Source organism: Spongisporangium articulatum, assembly GCF_044465595.1.
Classification (GTDB): Bacteria; Actinomycetota; Actinomycetes; order Actinomycetales; family Kineosporiaceae; genus Spongisporangium; species Spongisporangium articulatum.
In genome coordinates this window covers 97,065-117,393 of record NZ_JBITLV010000007.1, presented here as the reverse complement: position 1 = coordinate 117,393, position 20,329 = coordinate 97,065, and the positions used below count along the sequence as shown (strand labels likewise).

The 20,329-nt window shown below is 72.4% G+C and carries 25 protein-coding genes; 16 read left to right on the top strand and 9 right to left on the bottom strand.

What is annotated here, in order from left to right; all coding sequences use genetic code 11:
• Window positions 1-101: 101 nt before the first annotated feature.
• Window positions 102-1,166: a carbonic anhydrase gene (locus ACIB24_RS19680; RefSeq protein ID WP_398283856.1), complete on the bottom strand. Its 1,065-nt coding sequence runs from the start codon at window positions 1,164-1,166 to the stop codon at window positions 102-104.
• Between the two features lie 87 nt (window positions 1,167-1,253).
• Between ACIB24_RS19680 and ACIB24_RS19675 the strand changes: the two genes are divergently transcribed.
• The 7 genes from ACIB24_RS19675 (at window position 1,254) to ACIB24_RS19645 (ending at window position 4,561) form a co-directional block, all read left to right on the top strand.
• On the top strand, window positions 1,254-1,727 hold the full coding sequence (locus ACIB24_RS19675) for a hypothetical protein (protein WP_398283854.1): 474 nt from the start codon (window positions 1,254-1,256) through the stop codon (window positions 1,725-1,727).
• Window positions 1,728-1,772: 45 nt separating this feature from the next.
• On the top strand, window positions 1,773-2,330 hold the full coding sequence (locus tag ACIB24_RS19670; protein WP_398283852.1) for a molybdenum cofactor guanylyltransferase: 558 nt from the start codon (window positions 1,773-1,775) through the stop codon (window positions 2,328-2,330).
• Window positions 2,327-2,563 carry a DUF6457 domain-containing protein gene (locus ACIB24_RS19665; protein ID WP_398283850.1) on the top strand — a complete coding sequence of 79 codons (237 nt, stop codon included), beginning with the start codon at window positions 2,327-2,329 and terminating at the stop codon, window positions 2,561-2,563. Before ACIB24_RS19670 ends, ACIB24_RS19665 begins: the two co-directional genes overlap by 4 nt.
• 79 nt (window positions 2,564-2,642) lie before the next feature.
• Window positions 2,643-3,023 (top strand): nuclear transport factor 2 family protein, encoded by a 381-nt coding sequence (locus tag ACIB24_RS19660; RefSeq protein ID WP_398283848.1) that lies wholly within the window; start codon window positions 2,643-2,645, stop codon window positions 3,021-3,023.
• A 119-nt stretch (window positions 3,024-3,142) separates the two neighbouring features.
• Window positions 3,143-3,442 (top strand): hypothetical protein, encoded by a 300-nt coding sequence (locus ACIB24_RS19655; protein ID WP_398283846.1) that lies wholly within the window; start codon window positions 3,143-3,145, stop codon window positions 3,440-3,442.
• 7 nt (window positions 3,443-3,449) lie between these two features.
• Window positions 3,450-4,073, top strand: a complete 624-nt coding sequence (locus ACIB24_RS19650) for an RNA polymerase sigma factor (RefSeq protein ID WP_398283844.1) — start codon at window positions 3,450-3,452, stop codon at window positions 4,071-4,073.
• Window positions 4,070-4,561, top strand: a complete 492-nt coding sequence (locus ACIB24_RS19645) for a hypothetical protein (RefSeq protein WP_398283842.1) — start codon at window positions 4,070-4,072, stop codon at window positions 4,559-4,561. The genes ACIB24_RS19650 and ACIB24_RS19645 overlap by 4 nt, the downstream gene beginning before the upstream one ends.
• A gap of 21 nt (window positions 4,562-4,582) precedes the next feature.
• Here the strand turns inward: ACIB24_RS19645 and ACIB24_RS19640 are convergent, their stop codons facing one another.
• The gene (locus ACIB24_RS19640) at window positions 4,583-4,909 is read right to left on the bottom strand and encodes a response regulator transcription factor (protein ID WP_398283840.1); all 327 of its coding nucleotides are present in this window, start codon (window positions 4,907-4,909) and stop codon (window positions 4,583-4,585) included.
• 194 nt (window positions 4,910-5,103) lie between these two features.
• On the opposite strand from ACIB24_RS19640, the gene ACIB24_RS19635 reads away from it, so the two are divergent.
• From ACIB24_RS19635 to ACIB24_RS19620, 4 genes are all read left to right on the top strand, one after another.
• Window positions 5,104-5,577, top strand: coding sequence for a peptidase inhibitor family I36 protein (locus ACIB24_RS19635; RefSeq protein WP_398283838.1), 474 nt, complete (start codon window positions 5,104-5,106; stop codon window positions 5,575-5,577).
• 113 nt (window positions 5,578-5,690) lie between these two features.
• Window positions 5,691-6,989, top strand: coding sequence for a hypothetical protein (locus tag ACIB24_RS19630; RefSeq protein ID WP_398283836.1), 1,299 nt, complete (start codon window positions 5,691-5,693; stop codon window positions 6,987-6,989).
• A 23-nt stretch (window positions 6,990-7,012) separates the two neighbouring features.
• On the top strand, window positions 7,013-7,708 hold the full coding sequence (locus ACIB24_RS19625; RefSeq protein ID WP_398283834.1) for a (2Fe-2S)-binding protein: 696 nt from the start codon (window positions 7,013-7,015) through the stop codon (window positions 7,706-7,708).
• Window positions 7,709-7,857: 149 nt separating this feature from the next.
• On the top strand, window positions 7,858-8,193 hold the full coding sequence (locus ACIB24_RS19620; RefSeq protein ID WP_398283832.1) for an ANTAR domain-containing protein: 336 nt from the start codon (window positions 7,858-7,860) through the stop codon (window positions 8,191-8,193).
• Here the strand turns inward: ACIB24_RS19620 and ACIB24_RS19615 are convergent.
• Window positions 8,180-8,488, bottom strand: coding sequence for a hypothetical protein (locus ACIB24_RS19615; RefSeq protein ID WP_398283830.1), 309 nt, complete (start codon window positions 8,486-8,488; stop codon window positions 8,180-8,182). The genes ACIB24_RS19620 and ACIB24_RS19615 overlap by 14 nt on opposite strands.
• Window positions 8,443-8,985, bottom strand: a complete 543-nt coding sequence (locus ACIB24_RS19610) for a GNAT family N-acetyltransferase (protein ID WP_398283828.1) — start codon at window positions 8,983-8,985, stop codon at window positions 8,443-8,445. Before ACIB24_RS19610 ends, ACIB24_RS19615 begins: the two co-directional genes overlap by 46 nt.
• A gap of 33 nt (window positions 8,986-9,018) precedes the next feature.
• Between ACIB24_RS19610 and ACIB24_RS19605 the strand changes: the two genes are divergently transcribed.
• Both ACIB24_RS19605 and ACIB24_RS19600 read left to right on the top strand, forming a co-directional pair.
• Complete coding sequence (locus ACIB24_RS19605; RefSeq protein ID WP_398283826.1) at window positions 9,019-9,492, top strand: OsmC family protein; 474 nt, start codon at window positions 9,019-9,021, stop codon at window positions 9,490-9,492.
• A gap of 51 nt (window positions 9,493-9,543) precedes the next feature.
• Complete coding sequence (locus tag ACIB24_RS19600; protein ID WP_398283824.1) at window positions 9,544-9,987, top strand: MarR family winged helix-turn-helix transcriptional regulator; 444 nt, start codon at window positions 9,544-9,546, stop codon at window positions 9,985-9,987.
• A 167-nt stretch (window positions 9,988-10,154) separates the two neighbouring features.
• Here the strand turns inward: ACIB24_RS19600 and ACIB24_RS19595 are convergent, their stop codons facing one another.
• The gene (locus ACIB24_RS19595) at window positions 10,155-11,036 is read right to left on the bottom strand and encodes an NAD-dependent protein deacetylase (protein ID WP_398283822.1); all 882 of its coding nucleotides are present in this window, start codon (window positions 11,034-11,036) and stop codon (window positions 10,155-10,157) included.
• A gap of 8 nt (window positions 11,037-11,044) precedes the next feature.
• On the opposite strand from ACIB24_RS19595, the gene ACIB24_RS19590 reads away from it, so the two are divergent.
• A complete protein-coding gene (locus ACIB24_RS19590) occupies window positions 11,045-11,878 on the top strand; it encodes a PHP domain-containing protein (protein ID WP_398283820.1) in 834 nt (277 codons plus the stop codon).
• On the opposite strand, the gene ACIB24_RS19585 is transcribed toward ACIB24_RS19590, so the two are convergent.
• From ACIB24_RS19585 to ACIB24_RS19570, 4 genes are all read right to left on the bottom strand, one after another.
• The gene (locus ACIB24_RS19585) at window positions 11,782-12,660 is read right to left on the bottom strand and encodes a phosphatase PAP2 family protein (RefSeq protein WP_398283818.1); all 879 of its coding nucleotides are present in this window, start codon (window positions 12,658-12,660) and stop codon (window positions 11,782-11,784) included. The genes ACIB24_RS19590 and ACIB24_RS19585 overlap by 97 nt on opposite strands.
• A 23-nt stretch (window positions 12,661-12,683) precedes the next feature.
• On the bottom strand, window positions 12,684-14,099 hold the full coding sequence (gene argG, locus ACIB24_RS19580; protein ID WP_398283817.1) for an argininosuccinate synthase: 1,416 nt from the start codon (window positions 14,097-14,099) through the stop codon (window positions 12,684-12,686).
• 10 nt (window positions 14,100-14,109) lie between these two features.
• The gene (locus ACIB24_RS19575; protein WP_398283815.1) at window positions 14,110-15,015 is read right to left on the bottom strand and encodes an SCO6745 family protein; all 906 of its coding nucleotides are present in this window, start codon (window positions 15,013-15,015) and stop codon (window positions 14,110-14,112) included.
• Window positions 15,016-15,096: 81 nt separating this feature from the next.
• Complete coding sequence (locus ACIB24_RS19570; RefSeq protein WP_398283813.1) at window positions 15,097-17,571, bottom strand: FAD-dependent oxidoreductase; 2,475 nt, start codon at window positions 17,569-17,571, stop codon at window positions 15,097-15,099.
• A 142-nt stretch (window positions 17,572-17,713) separates the two neighbouring features.
• On the opposite strand from ACIB24_RS19570, the gene ACIB24_RS19565 reads away from it, so the two are divergent.
• Window positions 17,714-18,694, top strand: a complete 981-nt coding sequence (locus tag ACIB24_RS19565; RefSeq protein WP_398283811.1) for a phosphotransferase — start codon at window positions 17,714-17,716, stop codon at window positions 18,692-18,694.
• A complete protein-coding gene (locus ACIB24_RS19560) occupies window positions 18,691-20,289 on the top strand; it encodes an amino acid permease (RefSeq protein WP_398283809.1) in 1,599 nt (532 codons plus the stop codon). Before ACIB24_RS19565 ends, ACIB24_RS19560 begins: the two co-directional genes overlap by 4 nt.
• Window positions 20,290-20,329 lie beyond the last annotated feature (40 nt).

The following is a 20,329-nucleotide window of genomic DNA, read 5'->3' as shown; positions in this document are numbered from 1 at the left end:
CGCTGAGCCGTACCGGGACGACTGCACCCGGTCGGCGTACGCCTTACCCGAGTGGTCTACGCCCCGTACGGGTCGGGCCGTTCAAGATCACTGGGCCGGCCTCAGGCCCAGGTGACCTCGCCCGTCTTGACGTCATAGGTCCCGCCCACGACCCGGACCTTGCGTCTCAGCGAGGCGTCCCGCAGGACGGGCGCCTTCTTCAGGGCCTCCACGACGCGCTCCACGTGTACGTCGACGGTCACGCCCGCCAGTTCGGACTTCTTGGCGCCGATGTCCTGGGCCTCGTGCACGGCCGGGACGATCGACTCGATCAGGGAGTCGATGTCGCTGGACGGGGCGTCGTGGGCGGCCTCCGCCTCGGTGGTGTCACCGTCGGAGGTGTCCTCCTCGTCCGCGCCCTCCACCTCGTCGGCGGAGTCGAGCGTGTCGTCCGGGTCGTCGCTCGTCCCGGAGTGGTCGGAGGACTCGTCCGTGGTGTGGGCGACGGTCTCGATCCGGACGCCGTCCACGTGGCTCGCGTGCTCAGCGCTCGGTTCGGAGGACTTCGCGGCCTTCGTGACCGCGTCGACGGCCTTGTTGACGATGCCGCACTGGGTGTGACCGAGCACGACCAGCAGGGGCACCCCGAGGGTGTCGACGCCGTACTCGAGCGACCCGAGTACGGCCTCGTCGAGCACCGGACCGAGGCTGCGCACCACGTACAGGTCGCCCAGCCCCTGATCGAACAACAGCTCCGGGGTCACCCGGGAGTCGGCGCAGGTCAGGATCGTTGCGAACGGCGACTGGCCACCGGCGACCGCCTCCCGCCGCTCGACCGACTGGTCGGGCCGGGCCGGGTGTCCGGCGACGAACCGGGCGTTCCCCTCGGTCAGCAGGTCGAGCGCCTCGCGCGAACTCACCGACTCCTCGTCGTCCCGGGTGGTGGCGGGCGAGCGCTTCGACCAGGCCACCCCGCCACCGCCCAGCAGAAGACCGGCCGCGGCCCCACCGAGCAGCCACAGGGCCTGGCGCCGGTCCGGGACGTAGGGGTCGAACCGGCCGGGGGCCGGGGGCTCGGCGGGGGGCGCGTCGGAGCCGCCGTCCGCGACGTCCTCGCGGGGGGTGGGGACGGCGGAGAGCGGGGCGGCGTCGGCCGCGTCGGCGTCGGTGCCCGACGGGGAGGTCATGAGGTGTACCTCGGACGGGTGAGCGCCCGACTGAACGCCCGACCGATCGGATGACGGGTTACCCGTGGGTCGGGCATAGTCCCGTGGGTGCAGAGTCCGATTTTCCCGGCTGGCTCCCGAACCGCGGCCCTGTGGGGGTTCGCCCGCACACCCCGTGGACAGCTCGCCGGGCTGATGCTCGTCGCGGTACCGGCGCTCGTGGGGCCGCTGCCGGTGGACGGCGCAGCGCGGGCCGGGGTCGGGGTGCTCGCCGTGCTGGCCGGGACGGCGGGTGCGGTCCTGGTCTTCGGCGGTCTCCTGACCCGGGTCTACGGCCCGGCCCTCGAGCGGCTGGGCCGAGGCGTGCCGCTGCTGTGGGCCCTCGCCGCCGCGCTGCTGGTCGCCGCCGGGGTCGCCCTCGTCGCCGGGACGCGCGGCGACTGGGACGAGCACGCCCCCGAGGTGCTGATGTTCGCGCTGCCCGCCGTCGCCGCGGCCGGCGCCGCGTGGCGGGCCGGGCGAGGCGAGTCGGTCGCCGAAGGCCCAGAGCCTGAACACGATCGTCGCAATCCCGGCGACTAGTCGGGTGCGACCCCGCGAATTGACCGCCGGGTGGTGATCTTTGACGTGACCGAGTTCGACGCGGTCGTGCTGGCCGGTGGAACCGGGCGCCGGCTGGGCGGGGTGGACAAGGCGGCGCTGCGCCTCGGCGGCCGGACCCTGCTGGACGGCGTGCTGCTGGCGGCCGCGGCGGCGGCCCGGACCGTCGTGGTGGGCCCGGAGCGCCCCACCGTGCGGCCGGTGGTCTGGACCCGGGAGGCGCCGGTCGGCGGGGGACCGTTGGCCGGGCTGGCGGTGGGTGCCCGCCGGACCTCGGCGCCCGTCGTGCTGGTGCTGGCCACGGATCTGGCCCGGATCGGCGTGGACGACGTCGCGCGGCTGGTCGCTGCGCTCACCCCCGGGGCCGATGCGGCGGTCTTCGTGGACGACGCGGGCCGGGTGCAGCCGTTGGCGGGGGCTTATCGACGGGCGCCGCTGATGGCCGCCCTCGACGCCCTCGAGCCCGTGGCCGGGCGTGCGGTGCGTGAACTGCTCGTGGGGATGTCGGTGCGGGGTGTGCCGGACGGTGGTGCTTCGCTGGACGTGGACACCGTCGAAGACCTGGACCGGGAGCGTGGCCGATGAGTGAACTCGACGACTGGGTGGCGACCGTCGCGGCGGCGACCGGCCTCGAGGAGGCCGCGGTCGACGTCCGGGCCGTGCTGGACCTGGCCCGCGACGTCGCCCACGGGGTGGCCCGTCCGGCCGCGCCGCTGACGGCCTACATGGCGGGGTACCTGCTCGGGAGCCGCGGCGCGACCTCGGCGGCCGAGCGCGAGGCGGTCTTCGCCCAGCTCAGAGCCTTGATCCCCGGATGAGTGACATTTCAAGATGTGGTCCGCGGCGACCTGTGGGACGCTCGCGCCGATTCTGACGATTGTCGACGGACGGGCAGAGGTGGACCAGGCCTGGGAGCTCGAGGAGCAGTTCTGGACCGCCGGGACGACCGGTGACGTCGAGAACTACTACGCGCACGTCCTGGCCGCCGACGCGTTCGTGGTCGTGCCGGGGCGGGTCCTGGTCCGCGAGGACCTGATGCGGCAGTGGGCGGACCGCCGGCCGTGGTCGTCCTTCGAGCTCAGCGACCGCCGTGACGCGCTCGTGAACGGCGAGACCGTCGTGCTCAGCTACCGCGTCCGGGCCACGACGGCCGACGCGGAGGGCGAGTACGTCGCCCGCGTCTCCAGCGTGTACACCTGGGTCACCGGCTGGGTGCTCGCGTTCCGGCAGCACACCCCCGACCCGGACGAGAACACGGCGGGCATGACGCTCCACTGATGCCCCCGGACGCCGTACCCCTGTGGATAACTCCCGGGAACCGGTGTTCCTGCCCGTAGCCTGCTGACATGACGATCAACGGGGAAAACGGGGAAAACGGGGAAAACGGAAGCGGGCGGGTGGTGCTGCGCTCGGAGCCGGAGCTGCACCAGTGGGCCGACCTGGGGGGCGACGGGTCGCTGCGGCTCCACGGGCAGGACCTGGGCGTGCGTGAGCTCATGGGTGTCGACGAGTACGAGTGGTGCTTCACCGTCCCGGCCGGCCACGTTGCGGCCTTCCTCGCCGCGCTGGGGGAGCCGCCCACGGTCCCCGTGCTCGAGGCCGTGGCCCGGCACGCCCCGTTCCTGGCCGGCGCCGGGCTGACGGAATGGTTCCTGACCCACGGGATCGAGATCGATTTCTGGTCCCGGCAGGGCTGACCCGCTGGTGGCGAACGGTTCCCCTTCCGCCCGTGAGCGTTTCGAGGCGCTGTACCGCGCCGAGGCGCCCACGGTGCTGCTCTACGTCTCCCAACGGGTGGGCCCGGCGGAGGTGGAGGACGTCGTGGCCGACGTCTTCGCGGCGGCCTGGCGTCGGCTGGAGGACGTGCCGGAGAATCCGCGGCCCTGGCTGCTGAAGGTGGCCCGCAAGCTGGTCGCGGAGCACCTGAAGGCCGCGGGCCGGCCCGCGGTGATCGACCTGGCCGTCCCGGAGGAGGACGTGGCCGTCGGCGTCGCCCGGCGCGGCGAGCTGGTGGCCGCGCTGCGCCGGTTGCACCCCAAGGACCGCGAGGTCGTGCTGCTGGCCACCTGGTACGACCTCGAGCAGCGGGAGGCGGCCGAGGTGCTGGGGATGTCCCGGCCCGCGTTCGCCGTCCGGCTGCACCGGGCCCGCAACGTGCTGCGCCGCCTGCTGGCCGAGTCCGACCAGCGGCCCCGCCCGCGCCCCGAGACCAACCCGCCCACCGAGGCGACCCGCCGTCCGCGTGCGCACGGGCCACCCGAGGTCGTCGACCTCCGCGAAACCGACCGTGCGACCGACGAAGACCCGGACTTGGAGAACGACCCGTGACCGACCTGCTCGAAGAACTCACCGCCCTCCGGCCGCAGCCGGACCTCGACTGGCCCGACTCGCCCGCCGGGCAGCGGGTGATGTACCTGGCCCTCGAACGGGGCTCCGTGCCCGAGGTGCGTCGCCGTCCGACGCGCCGCCCGCTCGGCCGGCGGTTCTGGATCGCGATCGCCCTGATCGTGGCGCTGCTGACCGCCGGGGCGGGCATCGCCCTCTACGTTCTGCCCGACGACCCGACGCAGGCCGGGTGCTACAGCGCCCTCGACCCGCAGGCCGACACGATCGTGCCGGATCCGGCGGTGGTCGCCCGGGTGGGCGCCGTCGCGGCCTGTCAGGAGCTGTGGCCCCTGCTGCGCCGCGGCCCGGCCGACACGTCGAACCCCGTGGTGTGCATCAACGACGCGAACGGCCGCGGTGTCTTCCCCGCGCCGCCGGGGTTGTCTGGCCAGGAGGCGTGCGACCGTATCGGCCAGCACTGGGAGCGATGAAAATGCCTGTGCAGGAGCTATTTACGGAAGGAGGGCGGCCCGCTGGGCCGGCGGCACCGGGTTGCGCAGGCAGCGCAACGACGTGCTGACCGGCGGCCACACCTGGACCTGCAGGATGCCCGCGGCGTAGCAGATGGCCACGAGTTCGGTGCGGCTGTGGGCGGCCGCCCGCTGCATGGCCGTAGCCAGGTGATGACGCACGGTTGCCAGGCCCACGTCGAGCCGGCGCGCGACCTGTCGGTCCGAAAGGCCGGCGGCGATGAGGGCGATCACCTCGACGTGCCGGTCCGTCAGGTGCTCGTTGCGGTAGCAGCAGTCCGGCTCCGCGGTGCCCACGTTCCCCGTCACATCACTTTTATTACATGACTTTGCCTGCCCGGGGACAGGAATTTGAACGATGTGGCCGCCGCCCGAAACGGTGACGATCTCTGGTGCGGGGGGAAAGAACCGCAAGCCGGGGGGCTGCAATGAAGAGATTTCTGATCGGAGCAATGGCGCTCGTGATGGGTCTTTCAGCGGGGGGTGGGATCGCACGGGCGACCGTGACGGTCTCGGAACCGACGGACGAACAGAGATTGGAGGCGGCCGGGATCGACGTGAACCAGCTGGCCCCGGGTTGGGACCTGGTGGACGTCGAGATCAACGGAACCGTGCAGGCGGAGATCGTCTGGGACGAGGGGACCATCATGGCCAGCCTCGCCCCGGCGGCCTACGACGACTGCATCGCCGGGTACGTGTGCTACTTCGAGAACACCAACTACGGGGGCCGGGTCCTGCAGTTCTCGGCCATCGGGCTGGTCTCGAGCATGGCCACGTACAGCTTCAACGACCAGATGTCGTCGTGGCGCAGTCGTCGCTCGCTCGACGCCCGCTGGTACTACGACACGGGTGGTTCAGGCACGAGCCGCTGCGTCGAGTCCATCTCGTCCAACGCCGACGTCGGCGCCGGGGTGTTCAACGCCGACAACGACGAGATGTCGTCGGCCCGCATCTACGACAACGACAACGTCTGCTGAACCGGGGGGACGACCGGTCCCGGTGTGGAGCGCCACGGGGGTGCTCCACACCGGGACCCGTTCTTCGTGTGCGGCACTCTCAAGACGTGTAGGGGGCGGGCCGATCTGCGGACATGCGGCGTCTGCGGGCCGCCCGACCCTCAGAGGCGGGCTTCACCATCCTCGAGGTGGTCATCGCCCTGACCATCTTCGCGACCATGGTGCCGGCGACGCTGTCCGTGGTGGCCTCCACGACCACGGCCACCACGCAGAACCGCTCCCGGGTCGTGGCGGCCAGTCTCGCGTCCAGCCAGATCGAGGCGGTGCGCTCGGCCGGTGCGTCCGCGATCCCGTCCCCGGTCTCGCCGCGAACCGTGGGCAACGTCCCCTACACGGTCAGCCAGACCGTGTCCGCGGTGACCTCGGGCGGGTCGACGGTGACCTGCCTGACGTCGTCCCTGACCGGCGTCCTGAAGCTGGTCACCGTGCAGGTCACCTGGCCGGGGATGGGTAGCACCCGGCCGGTGCGCTCGGACACCCTGCTGCGCAGCTCCGACTCCGGAGCCGTGGCCGTCACCGTCACCGGTGCCTCGGGGCAGCCCGTCCCGGGCCTGCCGGTCCAGCTGAGCAACGGCGCGAGCGTGGCCACGGACGGCTCGGGGTGCGCGGTGTTCAGCCCCGTCCCGCTGGGCACCTACACGGCCACCCTGAACAGCTCGGGTTACACCGGCCAGGCCAACACCCAGGCGGTGACCAGCAGTGCGGTCACGGTCAGCTCGACCGGGGTGAGCAAGGCGAGCATGGTCTACGACGTCGCGATGAGCCTCTCCTACCGGTTCGTCACCGCCAACAGCGGCTCGACCGTGAGCGCCGCGCAGCTGGCCGAGGTGCCCGACTCGCTGAAGACCGCCACGATCGCCAGCACCTACGCCACGACCACCCAGGCCCTCGACACCGCGGTCACACCGCTGTTCCCGACCACCTACTCCGTCAAGGCCGGGCCCGGGGCGAGCTGCACGCTGGCCAGCCAGGACTTGAGCTCTCGCACGCCGACCCAGCAGACCGTCAACGTGCCCACGGCCGACGTCCAGGTCAGCAACTTCGCCACGCTCCTGGCCATCGGCGGCATCCGGGCGATCTACCAGGGCCCGGCCACCGGGTCCGGCGCGATCAGCTGCCCGGTCGGCACGAGCGTCGACGTCGGCACCGTGTTCGGCCTGTTCGGCGACCACAAGGTCACCCTGCCGCTCGGCGCCTGGAAGATCCAGGTGCCGTGGAACGCGTTCGGCTCCGTGCCCATCCCCGGGCTGACCGTCTACTGCTACCCGGTCACGCTCACGTCGTCCTCGACCGGCACGACGGTGATCAACTTCCTCACCTGGCTGAGCACGATCCTGCTGAACCTGCTGAACTGGGCGGACGGCGGGTGCTGAGGTGCACCCCGTAGGTTGGGCCGGTGGACCTGGGCCCCTACTTCGCGGTGGAACGGCACCCCGCGCACGCCGGCCCGGGGCCCGGCTGGTGGTCGCTGCACGACCTGACCGGGGCCCTGCTCGAGGAGCGGGTCGAGGCCGTGCGCGCGGCGTTGGCCGGGCTGGGGAACCGGGCGGTGGACGACGTCCCGGTGCGGGTCGCGGGGTCGGTGCTGCATCTCGGGCTGGCGGCCCGCCTGGTCTCCCCGGTGCTCGGAGCGGCGACGCTGACGGGGGTGGCCCCCCGGCTCGACCCCGAGACCTGGTGGTGGCAGCCGGTGCTCGGCGGCCCCGTACCGGTCAGCCTGGCCGACGGCCCGGACGTACCCGTGGCCGAGGCCGTCACCGCCGTGCTGACCGGACCGCTGGAGGTGCTGCGGGAGGCCCTGGCCACACGGCCGGTGCCCGGCAACGTGCCGTCGACGGTGCTGCGCGGGAACGTGGCCTCGGCGGTCAACGGTGCCTACGGGCAGGTGGTCGCCCGGCGCCCCGACCTCGAACCCGCGGCCCGGGCGGTGGCGGCCCGGTTCCTCGCCCACCCGGGCCTGGCGGGCACGGGCACGGGGGAGTGCGGGCCGGAGTTCCGGCGGCGCAGTTGCTGCCTGATCTACCGGCTGGCCCCGGGCGGGGCGGCGGTTCGAGGTCGGGCCGCCTACTGCGGGGACTGCGTGCTCCGCTAGCCGGTGGCGGCGCCGGACATGCCCCGGCCCGTTCTCCCGCGCGGATGATCGTTTCGCTAAGCTCTGAGACGGCTGCTCGACGGATTCGGGTAAAGAAGATGCCTGCGCTGCGGCGTACCCGCAGACCCGCACCCGAGGATCCCCCAGCCGTGACGTCCGAGCAGGCCTCCGTGGCCGAACTCATCCTCCAGGTCCAGGAACTCGAGCGCGAGCTGGCCACGCTCCGCCACGGCCTGGACACCCGCACGCTGATCGGCCAGGCCACTGGACTGCTGGCCGGCAGCCTGCACCTGTCGACCGGTCGGGCCTGGCAGGTGCTACGCCTGACCTCCAGCTACTCGAACGTCAAGATGCGCGACGTGGCGCGGGTTCTCGTGCACGCCCACGACGGCGTCGCCGAACCGGACGACGAGGCGCTCGCCGTCCTGGTGGTCCCGGCCCTGGAACGCGCCTCGCAGCTGGCCGAGGGCGTCAGCGGTCGCTGAGCCGTTCGGCCGCCTCGGACGCACCCGCGGCGATCGCGGCGACGGCGACGACCGAGGGCCAGGCCCCGATCCGCTTGGCCAGCGGGTGGGAGACGCCCATCAGGCCCGTGGTCAGGGCCCCGAGTCCGGTGGCCACGACCGGGCCGGTGGTGCGCACCCAGCGCCGCTCGCTGAGCGCGACGGCCGCCGCGAGGACGGCGCCGCCCAGCTGGCGACGGCCGCTGTACCGGGCGGCCGCATACCCGCCGATCAGGCCGGCGGCGACGAGGACGGACGGGCGGGTGAGGTCTGCCATCCGGCCACCGTATCCAGGTGCTTGGCGTAGGCCCGGTTCAGGGGCGAGTCCTGGTAGATCGAGTAGTTCGGAATCCTCGTGTACCCGCTGCTCTCGTACAGCGCGATGGCCTCGGGCTGCTCGGTGCCGGTGTCCAGGACCAGGTCGGTGTACCCGGCGGCGCGCACGGCGTCCTCGAGGGCGGCGAGCAGGCGCCGGCCGAACCCGCGGCGCCGGGCGGACTCGGCCACGTACATGCGCTTCATCTCCGCCGTGCCCGGCGCCGCGGGGGGTTCGGCCCGGCGGAAGCCCACGCAGGCGACGGGCTCGCCGGCCAGGAGACCGACGAGGAAGCCGCCCCCGGCGGCCGGGTCGAACTCGTCGTCCTCGATCGGGGTCTCGTCGACGCCGCCGTACCGCTGCCGGTAGACCTCGTTGACGGCGGCGGTCAGGGCCCGCGCCGTGGGGGACGTGAAGGGTTCGGGGCGGATCACGAGGTCGCTCACCGGGTCGGTCACCGGGTCATTCTCGCGGGTGTGAGAATTCGTCCCATGGCAGAGACCCCGGCTCCGACGTCTGCACAGACCCCGGAACAGACCCCGGAACAGACCCCGGACAAGCGCACGGTCACCCTCTCCCGGCACGCGGAGGGCATCTACATCGCCCGCAACGCCCGGGGCCACGAGCTGAAGTTCGGCACCAAGGACCCCGACGGCTTCTCGCCGGTCGAGCTGCTGCTGGCCTCCATCGCCGCCTGCACGGCCGTGGACGTGGACGTCGTCACCGGGCGGCACAGCGTCGCCGACGAGTTCGGGGCGACCGTCGAGGCCGACTACATCCGGGACGAGACCGGCAACCGGCTCGACAACATCGAGCTGACCTTCCACATCCGGTTCCCCGAGGGCGAGAAGGGGGACCGGGCGCGCACCCTGCTGCCGCGGGCCCTGCGCACCTCGCACGACCGCACGTGCACGGTGTCCCGGACGATCGAGGCCGGGACCCACATCACGACCACGGCGGACTGAGGCGCCGAGCGTTGCGGGGCGTTCCGATCACGGTGCTCTAGGGTGCGTGACGTGGACCCGGCGGTGGAGGTCGTGGAGCGGGAGATGGCCCTGCTGCTGCGGCGTGCCCAGGGGTTCTCCACCCGGCTGGCCAACTCCCTGCACCCCGACCTGGAGTCACCGGCCTACGTGCTGCTGGTCTGGCTGGAGGACAACGGGCCGGCGCGGCTGACCGACGTGGCCCACGCCTTCGGGGTGGGCAAGGCCACGCTGTCCCGGCAGCTGTCGCAGCTGGAGCAGCTGGAGCTCGTGCAGCGGGAGCCCGACCCGCACGACGGGCGGGCCTTCCGGCTCGCCCTGACCGGCCCGGCGTCCGAGCGGGTCCGCGAGATCCGGGCGGCGCGCCGGGCCCAGTACCGGGCCCTGTTGCGCACCTGGCCGGAGGAGGACGTCAGCACCTTCGGCGACCTGCTGGGCCGGATGAACGCGCTGATGGAGCAGGTCCGGCCCGACTGAGACCGGTCGGCGGGAACCCGTTCCGGCGGCTGAGGCTCCGGACGCAGGCCGCGCCGAGCGTCCCCCGTGCGCCCGGCGCCGCCGGCGGCCGGAGGGTGAACACCTTCCAGCAGGGTGGCCCGGGGCACAAGCCCCCGCTCCGGGACGCCCGGGTCGGGGCACGGCTTTCAGGCGTTCAGGGGAGGGGCTTGCCCCCCGAGGACGTCGTCGACCAGCGCGTTGAGGGTCGGCCCGAGCGGTGCCGAGACGCGGACGTCGACGCCGCCCGGATCGGCCCGGGTGGGGCCGTCGTTGACGATGGCGACGGGGATGCCCAGCTGCCGGGCCCGGATCACGAACCGGTACCCCGACATCACCGACAACGACGAGCCGAGCACCAGCAGCCAGCGCCCGGCGCCCACCAGGTCGAAGCAGCGCGCGACCCGGTCCTTGGGCACCGTCTCCCCGAAGAACACCACGTCCGGCTTGAGCGGGCCCGCCCCGCAGGCCGGGCAGGGCGGGACGACGAACGCGTCCAGGTGCTCATCCGCGATGTCCGCGTCGCCGTCGGGGTTCAGCCCCAGCACCTCGGCCCGGAAGCCGGGGTTGGCGGCGTGCAGGAGGGCCTCGACGTCGTCCCGCCCGACCCGTGCCTCGCAGGCCAGGCAGCGCACCCGGTCGAGCCCGCCGTGCAGCTCGACGACGCGGGTGGCACCGGCCGCCTGGTGCAGGCCGTCGACGTTCTGCGTGATGACGCCGCCGAGCAACCCGGCCCGCTGCAGGGTCGCGACCGCGCGGTGGCCGTCGTTCGGGCGGGCGGCGGCCATCTGCGACCAGCCGACGTAGCTGCGCGCCCAGTACCGGCGCCGGGCCACGGCGTCATCCCTGAAGGCCTGGAAGGTCATCGGGGTGTGCCGGCGGGCGGCGCCCGAGGGGCCGCGGTAGTCCGGGATGCCCGACTCGGTCGACAGGCCGGCCCCGGACAGCACGACCCCGCCGCCGGTGCGCACGAGGTCGGCGAGGTGTGACGTCGGCCCTGCGGTCGGCGCCGAAGTCTGTTGTGGGATCATCGGAACCGATGTTGCCACCTGACAACCACGTGCACACGCGGTGGTCCTGGGACACCTCCAACTCCTCGACCATGCAGCTGGCCTGCGAGCGGGCCGCGAGCCGGGGCCTGCCCGGCCTCGCGTTCACCGAGCACGTCGACTTCACCGCATGGGGGGAGGGGGACGGCGCCCGCGAGGGCCTGGCCGCCCCCGACGCCGTCGCCGTGCGCCCGCACGTCATGCCGTTCGACGTCGAGGGCTACTCGGCCGAGCTGGAGCGGGTCCGCGGGATGTTCCCGCAGCTGCGGATCGTCTCGGGGATCGAGGCGGGCGAGCCGCACCTCTTCGCCGGGTCGGTGTCCCGCGTGCTGGCCTCGGGCAGCTTCGAGCGGGTCCTCGGGTCGCTGCACTCGGTCTCCTACGAGGGTCGCCTGGTCGGGGCCGACGACCGGATGTTCCGGGCCCTGGGCGCCGAGGGGCTGATGCGCAAGTACTTCACCGAGATGCTCGACCTGGTCTCGGGCTCCTCGGTGTTCGGCGTCCTCGCGCACTGCGACTTCCCGCGCCGCTACTGGCCGGAGCGGGCCGGCGAGTACGACGAGTCGCGCTTCGAGGAGGAGTACCGGGCCGTGTTCCGGGCGCTCGCCGCGAGCGGCCGGGCGCTGGAGATCAACACGCGCAGCCCGCTGTGGTCGGTCGACCTGGTCCGGTGGTGGCGCGAGGAGGGCGGGCGCGCCGTGTCGTTCGGCAGCGACGCCCACCAGCCCTACCGCGTGGGCGCGCTGTTCGACGTGGCCGTCGACATCGTGGAGGCGGCGGGGTTCAAGGCGGGCCGCGACCCGCTCGACTTCTGGTACCGCTGAAGCCTTCTCACACCGTACTGGACGGCGAGCACCCCGCCGGTGATGCCGATCGCGACGATGCCGTCCATCCACCAGTGGTTCGCGGTGGCCGCGACGACGAGCACCGTCAGCACGAGGTGCAGCGCGCCCACCCACTTCCAGCGGCGCGGGGCGAACTCGGCGACGTACCAGGCGACGATGAACGCCCACGCCACGTGCACCGACGGCATCGCCGTCAGCTGGGCGGCCAGGCCGTCGTTGTACGTGCCGTACACCGACTGCCCGTACTCCAGTGCGGTGTCGACGTAACCGGGCAGCAGGCGGGGCGGCGCCACCGGGACCATCTGCACGAGCAGGCAGATCAGCGTGGTGGCGGCGACCGTGTTGCGCACCCGGCGGAAGGCCGTCTCGTCGCCGACCCGTTCGCGCCTGCGGTGCATCCACCAGACCCAGAGCAGGAACAGGCCCATCCCGTTCAGGTGCGCCGTGGCGTAGTAGACGTTCATCGCCTGCACGAGCAGCGGGTGCCCGAGGACGGCGTGCTGCAGGCTCAGCTCGCTGGGCAGGTGGAGGCGGGCCTGCAGGTCCTCGATCCCGTGGGCCCGCCGGAACGCGCCCTCGGACCGGGTCCGGACCAGGCGCCCGACGTACTGCCACAGCCCCAGGAGGCCTGTGACGATGGAGAACTCACGCGCGAAGGCGCGCCAGCCCGGGGCCCGGCGCAGCAGGGTCAGGGTCAGCCAGGCGCCGACCAGCAGCACCGTCAGCGTCGCCGACAGCTGCCAGCTGGGTTTGAGCAGCACCGCTCGTCGTCACCGGCGCCGACTCAGTCGGTGCCGGACTCCATGGCGGCGCGGTCGAGCGCGGCGTCGTCGACGTCGTCCGGGCGGCCGTTCTCGGCGATGTCCTCGGCCTGGCCGGGCTCGAGCTCCCCGATGAACGCGGCCTGCCCGGACAGCTGCCCCTGGCCGGCGTAGTACTCCAGCTTGGTGCGGGTGTCGGCGATGTCGAGGTTGCGCATGGTCAGCTGGCCGATGCGGTCGACCGGGCCGAACGCGGCGTCCTCGGTGCGCTCCATCGACAGCTTGTCGGGGTGGTAGCTGAAGTTCGGGCCCTCGGTCTTCAGGATCGAGTAGTCCTCGCCGCGCCGCAGCCGCAGGGTCACCGTGCCGTTGACGGCGCCGGCCACCCACTGGGTCAGGCTCTGGCGCAGCATCCAGGCCTGCGGGTCCAGCCAGCGGCCCTCGTAGAGCAGCCGGCCCAGGCGACGCCCCTCCGCGTGGTAATTGGCGATCGTGTCCTCGTTGTGGATGGCGTTCAGCAGCCGCTCGTAGGCGATGAACAGCAGCGCCATCCCCGGCGCCTCGTAGACGCCGCGGCTCTTGGCCTCGATGATCCGGTTCTCGATCTGGTCGGACATGCCCAGCCCGTGCCGGCCGCCGACCTCGTTCGCCTTCATCACGAGGTCGACCTTGGAGTCGAACCGCTCGCCGTTGATCGCCACCGGGTAGCCGCGCTCGAACGTGACCGTGACGTCCTCGGTCTCGATCGCCACGGCCGGGTCCCAGAACCGGACGCCCATGATCGGCTCGACGATTTCCAGCGACTCGTCGAGCAGCTCCAGGGTCTTCGCCTCGTGCGTGGCGCCCCAGATGTTGGCGTCGGTCGAGTACGCCTTCTCCTTGCTGGCCCGGTACGGCAGGTCGTGCTCGGTGAGCCACTGGCTCATCTCGGCCCGCCCGCCCAGCTCGTCGACGAACGCGGCGTCCAGCCAGGGCTTGTAGATCCGCAGCGCCGGGTTGGCCAGCAGGCCGTAGCGGTAGAACCGCTCGATGTCGTTGCCCTTGTAGGTCGACCCGTCGCCCCAGATGTTGACGCCGTCCTCGGCCATGGCGTTGACCAGCATGGTGCCGGTCACCGCGCGGCCCAGGGGCGTCGTGTTGAAGTAGGCGCGGCCGCCGGAGCGGATGTGGAAGGCGCCGCACATGAGCGCGACGAGCCCCTCCTCGACCAGGGCGTCGCGGCAGTCGACCAGGCGGGCGATCTCGGCCCCGTACAGCTTGGCCTTGTCCGGCAGGGCGCTCATGTCGTCCTCGTCGTACTGGCCGAGATCGGCGCTGTACGTGCAGGGGACGGCGCCGTGATGGCGCATCCACGCGACCGCCACCGACGTGTCCAGACCACCGGAGAACGCGATACCGACCCGCTGCCCCTCGGGCAGGCTCGTCAAGACCTTCGACACGCAGGTCAGACTAGTCAGTGGGGTGGCCCGGACTTTCATCGACACCTGCATCGACACCGACCTCCGGCACCCCGATGGGGTTGACCGGGGGCAGGACCGCCCGGCACAGCACGGCGGCGCGGTGCAGGTGGTGGGCCAGGCGCCGGGCGTCCGCGACCGTGCCGCCCGCCGTCGTCCAGCCCCGCCAGGCCAGTTCGTCGGTGACGTGCTCGACCTCGGCGAGCAGGGCCTGACCGGCGTCGGTGACCCGCGCCTGCGAGATCAGCCCTCGCCCGGTCAGCTCCTCGGTCGCACCCTGCCACTCGTCGTCGGTCCAGCCGCGCACGGCCTGCAGGCGGTCGGCCTCGAGGTCGGCGGCCCCGCGCAGGACCAGCGCCTCCAGACCGGTGAGCCCGGCGGTCAGCAGGGCCGCGACGTGCCCGTCGCCACGGTGCTCGCGCAGCGTGGTGCAGGCCTGCCAGAGGCGTTCGTACGGGTCGTCCGGGCGGGGCAGGGCCAGGTTCGCGGCCGCCAGCACCCGGCCGTCGGCCGGATGTTCCGCGGCCAGCGCCCACAGATCGTCGGCGACGTGCTCGACGTCGCGGGGCGGGACGTCGTCCGCCAGCAGTTCGCGCAACGTCGCCGCGGTGCCGGTGCGGCGGGCGTCGAGCGCGGCCTGCGGGGTGATGAGCTCCCAGACCGCGGGCAGGGCCCGCGCGGTGAACGACCGGCTGAAGTTGAAGAACGCGGCCCGCACGGGCGCCTCGCCGACGGGCCCGAGCGGGGCGGCCCGTTGGGCGAAGTAGCCCCGCCAGAACCCGCGCAGCCCGGCCGCCTCGAACGCGGCGAACGCGGTGGGGTGGAAGTAGACGACGGCGTGGACCGGCTCGTACAACGTCCACAGCCGCCGGGCCAGGCCCAGGTCTTCGTCGGTCACCTGAGCATGATCGGCGTCAGAGCCGCCTTTGTGCGAGTTCTACTCGCGGAAATCCGGCCGTGGCGGCGATCTTGGACGAGGTCAGGCCCGGACGCGGGCGGAGGTGGGGTCGTAGGTGGCGTCGGGGACGACGTCGGCGTCCACCCAGGTGCCGAACAGGTCGACGGCCACCCGGGTTCCCGGCCCGGTGAGGGGGAGCGGCAGGTAGGCCAGGGCCAGGGAGGCCGGCGGGGTGAAGCCCTGGCCCGCGGAGGTGACCCGGCCGACGATGGTGCCCTCCGGCGTCCGGACCGGTTCGCCGCCCACGGCCACGGCGGTCGGCGCCGCGAGCCGCAGCGTGACCAGCCGGCGGGAGAGCCCGGTCTCGCGATCGGCGGCCAGCGCGTCCCGGCCGGTGAAACCGCCCGGCTTGGCGAGCTTCACGCAGAACGACAGGCCCGCCTCGTCGGGGGTGGTCTCGGGGGTCAGGTCGCCCGCCCACACCCGGTACCCCTTCTCCAGGCGTAGCGAGTCGATCGCGCGGTACCCGGCGGCCAGCAGCCCGTGCGGCGCCCCGGCGTCCATCAGGAGTGACCAGAGGCCGGCGCCGTACTCCGTCGACGCGTAGATCTCCCAGCCCAGTTCGCCGACGAACGTGACACGGGTCAGACGCACCGGGACCGTGCCGAGGGTGGCGGTCTGGGAGGTCATGAACGGCCGGGACAGGTCAGCGGTGGTCAGCGGGGCCAGGATCTCGCGGGCCAACGGGCCCCAGAGCCCGTACACGACAAGGGATCCCGTGACGTCGCGGGCGGTCGCGTCGGCCCCGAGGCGTTCGAGTCCGCGCCGGACCCAGGACAGGTCGTGCCCGGCGAACGCCGTCCCGGTGACGAGCAGGAACTCGTCGGGGCCGGTCCGGGTCACGGTCAGGTCGCACTCGATGCCGCCCCGGTCGTTCAGCAGCTGCGTGTAGGTGACGGCCCCGACGTCACGCGCGACCCGGTTGTCGCACAACGCCTCCAGCGCGGTCGCGGCGTCCGGTCCGGTGACGAGCAGCTTGCCGAACGAGCTCTCGTCGAACAGGGCGGCGCGCTCGCGGCAGGCGCGGTGCTCGGCGGCGATGGCCGGGGACCAGGCCGTCCCGGCCCACCCGTCGGGGCGCACGGCGTCCGGCGCCGCGCCCTCGTTCGCGGCGTACCAGTCGACCCGCTCCCAGCCGGACTTCTCACCGAACACGGCGCCGTGCGCCGCGTGCCACGGGTAGGCCGGCGACGTGCGCAGCGGCCGGCCCGACCGCCGTTGGCGCGCCGGGTAGGCGATGTCGTAGTAGGTCGCGTAGTTCTCGACCGTGCGGGCCAGGCTCAGGGCGGGGGAGGCGTAGGCGGGCCCGAACCGGCGGATGTCCATGTGCCACAGGTCGTACCCGGGGTCGCCGTCGAGCACCCAGGCAGCCATCACCCGCCCGACGCCGCCCGCCCCGGCGATGCCGTGGGCGTTGAAGCCGGCGGCCACGAAGAAGCCGGCCACCTCCGTCTCGCCGAGGCAGAACTCGTTGTCCGGGGTGAACGCCTCCGGCCCGTTGATCAGGGTCCGCACGCCGAGCGAGTCCATCAGGGGTACCCGGCTCGCGGCGTTCGCGGCGATCGGCAGGAACCGGTCCCAGTCCGGGGCCAGCAGCCGGCCGTTGAAGTCGGCGGGGACCGCGTCGAGCGCGGTGGCCGACACCGACCAGGGCGCCGGATCCCGTTCGTAGCCGCCCATCACGAACCCCGGGCCCTCCTGCCGCCAGTAGACCAGCCGGTCGGGGTCGCGTACCGAGGGAATCGAGAACCCCGGCGGGAGAACGCCGTCCGGCAGGGGTTCGGTCACGGCGTACTGGTGGGCCATCGGTACGACCGGGACCCGGACGCCGACCATCCGGGCGATCTCGGCCGCGAACATCCCGCCGCAGTCGACGACCACCTCGCACTCGACGTCCCCGCGGTCGGTCCGGACCCGCCGTACCCGGGCCCGGCCCCGCGCGTCGGTCTCGGTGTCGATCGCGAGCACCCGGGTGTGGTGCTGCACCCGCACCCCGCCCGCCCGCGCGCCGGCGAGCAGGGACAGGCACAGCTGTGACGGGTCGACGTGCCCGTCCAGCGGCAGCGCCACCGCACCGGTGAGGCCGTCGGTCGACATCACCGGGAACAGCTCCAGCGCCTCGGCGACCGAGATCTCGTGCAGCGGCAGGTCGAACGCGCGGGCCCAGCCCGCCTGCCGGCGCAACTCCTCGAGCCGTTCGGGGGACGACGCGAGCTTGAGCCCCCCGGTCGGCGTCCAGCCCGGAGGGTGATCGCCCTCCTCGAGCCGTGCGTACAGCTCGGCGGAGTAGCGGTTCATCCGGGTCAGGGTCGGGTCGGAGCGCAGGATGCCGACCAGCCCGGCCGAGTGGAACGTCGACCCGCTGGTGGGTTCGGCGCGGTCCAGGACCAGGACGTCCCGTTCGCCGGCCTCGGCCAGGTGATACGCGACGCTCGCCCCGCCGACCCCGGCGCCGATCACGACGACGCGGGCCCGCGTCGGGAGCTGGTCGGCCATGGCGCGAGCGTAGGCCGCGCGCCGCGAGGGGTGAAGGTCATCTACTGGATACGTGGCCGATCGAGCCGTGAAATGTCGACTCTGGAACCTGTAGGCGTCCGCCGCTTATGATCCGGACCGGATCTCACCCGAGGAGATGCGGATGTCGTCGTCGACCCGCGCGAGGCGCTCCAGCCGTTCGGCGGCCTCGCTGACCGATGCCGACATCGCGGCCGTCCTCGACCGGGTGCCGTGCGTGGCCGACTCGACACGCACCGTGCAGCACCTGGAGGGCGGGCTGACCAACGTCATCGTCAAGGTGGTCCTCGCGGAGGGCACGGCCGCGCAGCGCACCGTCGTGGCCCGCCTCGGCACCGACGACTCCGCGGCCCTGGCCATCGACCGCGACGCCGAGCACGGGGCCAGCCGGGCCGCCGCCGCCTCCGGTGCCGCCCCCGACGTGGTCTGCCGCAGCGTCGCGGAGGAGGTGCTCGTGGTCGCCTGGGTCGAGGGCCGCACGCTGGGGCCGGCCGACGTCCGCCGCGACGACATGCTGCCCCGGCTCGCGGACGTGTGTCGCACCCTGCACGCCGGCCCCCGGTTCCCGGTCGATTTCGACATGTTCGACGTCCAGGGCCGGTACCTGCGGATTGTCCAGGAGCGCGGATTCCGGCTCCCGGCAGGCTATCTCGACCTGATGCCGGCCTTCGAGCGGATGCGCGCCGCGCTCGCCGTCCGGCCCGCGCCCACGGTGCCCTGCCACAACGACCTGCTCGCCGAGAACTTCCTCGACGACGGGAACCGCCTGTGGGTCGTGGACTTCGAGTACGCGGGCAACAACGAACCGGCCTTCGAGCTGGGCAACATCGCCAGCGAATCCGGCCTGTCCGTGACGCAGTTGGCCGAGCTGGTGCGGTTGTACCGACGGGCGGACGACGTCTCGCAGGTGGCGGCGGAGGTGGCCCGGGCCCGGTTGCTGGCCACGGCGTCCAAGTACGGCTGGACGCTGTGGGGCTGCATCCAGGCGGGCACCAGCACGCTCGATTTCGACTTCTGGGCCTGGGGCCTGGAGAAGTACGAACGCGCGGTCGAGGAGTTCGCAGCCGCGGACTTCGGCGCACTACTGGAAGAGGTCGCTGCATGAGTACCGAACAGCGCAACGCCGACGAGGACACCCTCGCGAGTCTCGGCTACAAGCAGGAGCTGGCCCGGACCTGGTCCGCCTTCTCCAACTTCGCCATCTCGTTCTCGATCATCTCGATCCTGGCGGGCTGTCTGACCACGTTCGGCCAGGCCTGGAACAACGGCGGGCCGATCGCCATCTCGATCGGCTGGCCGGTCATCTCCCTGTTCATCCTGATCATCGGGCTCTGCATGTCGGAGCTGGTGTCGGCCTACCCGACGTCCGGCGGGATCTACTGGTGGGCGGCGAAACTCGGCGGCGCCAAGGTCGGCTACTACACGGGCTGGCTGAACCTCGTCGGGCTGATCGCCATCCTGGCGTCGGTCGCCTACGGCGCGGCGAGCTTCCTGAACGTCTTCATCGACCTGTTCTCGGACTCGTACGCCGAGAGCTTCCTCGGCGGGAACTACCTGTACCAGCAGTTCTTCTGGTTCATCGTGGTGATGGCCGTCGTCATCTCGATCAACGTCTTCAGCTCGCACCTGCTGGCGATCATCAACAACGTCTCGGTCTGGTGGCACGTGTTCGGGGCCGCGATCGTGGTCGCGATCATGATCTTCGGGCCGGACAGCCACCAGAGCCTGTCGTACGTGTTCACCGAGCGGATCAACAACTCCGGCTTCTTCGGCGGCGAGTCGAACGGCTTCGGCTTCTGGTTCGCCGTCCTGCCGTTGGGCTTCCTGCTGACCCAGTACACGATCACCGGGTACGACGCCTCCGCCCACCTCTCGGAGGAGACCCACGGCGCGGCGCACGGCGCGGCCCGCGGCATCTGGCAGTCGATCTTCTACTCGGCCATCGGCGGCTGGATCCTCCTGCTGTCGTTCGTGTTCGCGGTGAACGACCCGGACAAGCTGAGCTCGGTCGACAACGGCTACGGCCCCGGCAGCATCTTCGCCCTGCTCGACGGGGCGCTGTCCTCGACGCTGTTCAAGATCGTGGTGTTCATCAGCATGAGCGCCCAGATCTACTGCACCACGGCCTGTCTCACCGCCACCTCGCGGATGATGTTCGCCTTCAGCCGGGACGGCGCCCTGCCCGCCTCGGGGGCGCTGCGCAAGGTCGACGGCAAGGGTGTGCCGCGCAATGCGGTGCTGGCCTCGGCGCTCGTCGGCATCATCCTGACCCTGCCCGCCCTCTACAAGAGCCCCAGCGGCGCCCCGACCGCCTTCTACGCGGTCGTCTCGATCGGCGTCATCGGCCTGTACGTCTGCTTCGCCATCCCGATCTTCCTGCGCTGGAAGGCCGGCGACTCGTTCGCGCCCGGTCCGTGGACCCTCGGTTCGAAGTACAAGTGGATGAGCCTCGTGGCGGTCGCCGAGATCACCGTGACGTCGATCTACTTCCTGTTCCCGACCGTCCCGCAGGGCATCCCGGGCCACAAGACCGACGGCGTGGGGGACTTCACCTGGACCGCGGTCAACTACACGCCGATCGTCTTCGGCGTCCTGCTGATCAGCCTCTGGGTCGCGTGGCACCTGAACGTCAAGCACTGGTTCACGGGCCCGCGGTCCACCCTCGACGACCCGGACGCCCACACGCTGTCCGGGTCCTGACGCCGCCCGTGTGAGTACGGGGTGCCTCCTCGACCCGCCC

Excerpts from the sequence above, each read along its gene's own strand:
- ACIB24_RS19570 (WP_398283813.1), bottom strand. The coding sequence starts at position 17,571 with ATGGCCGACCAGCTCCCGACGCGGGCCCGCGTCGTCGTGATCGGCGCC.
- ACIB24_RS19630 (WP_398283836.1), top strand. The coding sequence starts at position 5,691 with ATGCGGCGTCTGCGGGCCGCCCGACCCTCAGAGGCGGGCTTCACCATC.
- ACIB24_RS19590 (WP_398283820.1), top strand. The coding sequence starts at position 11,045 with ATGTTGCCACCTGACAACCACGTGCACACGCGGTGGTCCTGGGACACC.
- ACIB24_RS19665 (WP_398283850.1), top strand. The coding sequence starts at position 2,327 with ATGAGTGAACTCGACGACTGGGTGGCGACCGTCGCGGCGGCGACCGGC.
- ACIB24_RS19680 (WP_398283856.1), bottom strand. The coding sequence starts at position 1,166 with ATGACCTCCCCGTCGGGCACCGACGCCGACGCGGCCGACGCCGCCCCG.
- ACIB24_RS19565 (WP_398283811.1), top strand. The coding sequence starts at position 17,714 with ATGTCGTCGTCGACCCGCGCGAGGCGCTCCAGCCGTTCGGCGGCCTCG.
- ACIB24_RS19560 (WP_398283809.1), top strand. The coding sequence starts at position 18,691 with ATGAGTACCGAACAGCGCAACGCCGACGAGGACACCCTCGCGAGTCTC.
- ACIB24_RS19605 (WP_398283826.1), top strand. The coding sequence starts at position 9,019 with ATGGCAGAGACCCCGGCTCCGACGTCTGCACAGACCCCGGAACAGACC.
- ACIB24_RS19595 (WP_398283822.1), bottom strand. The coding sequence starts at position 11,036 with ATGATCCCACAACAGACTTCGGCGCCGACCGCAGGGCCGACGTCACAC.
- ACIB24_RS19615 (WP_398283830.1), bottom strand. The coding sequence starts at position 8,488 with ATGGCAGACCTCACCCGCCCGTCCGTCCTCGTCGCCGCCGGCCTGATC.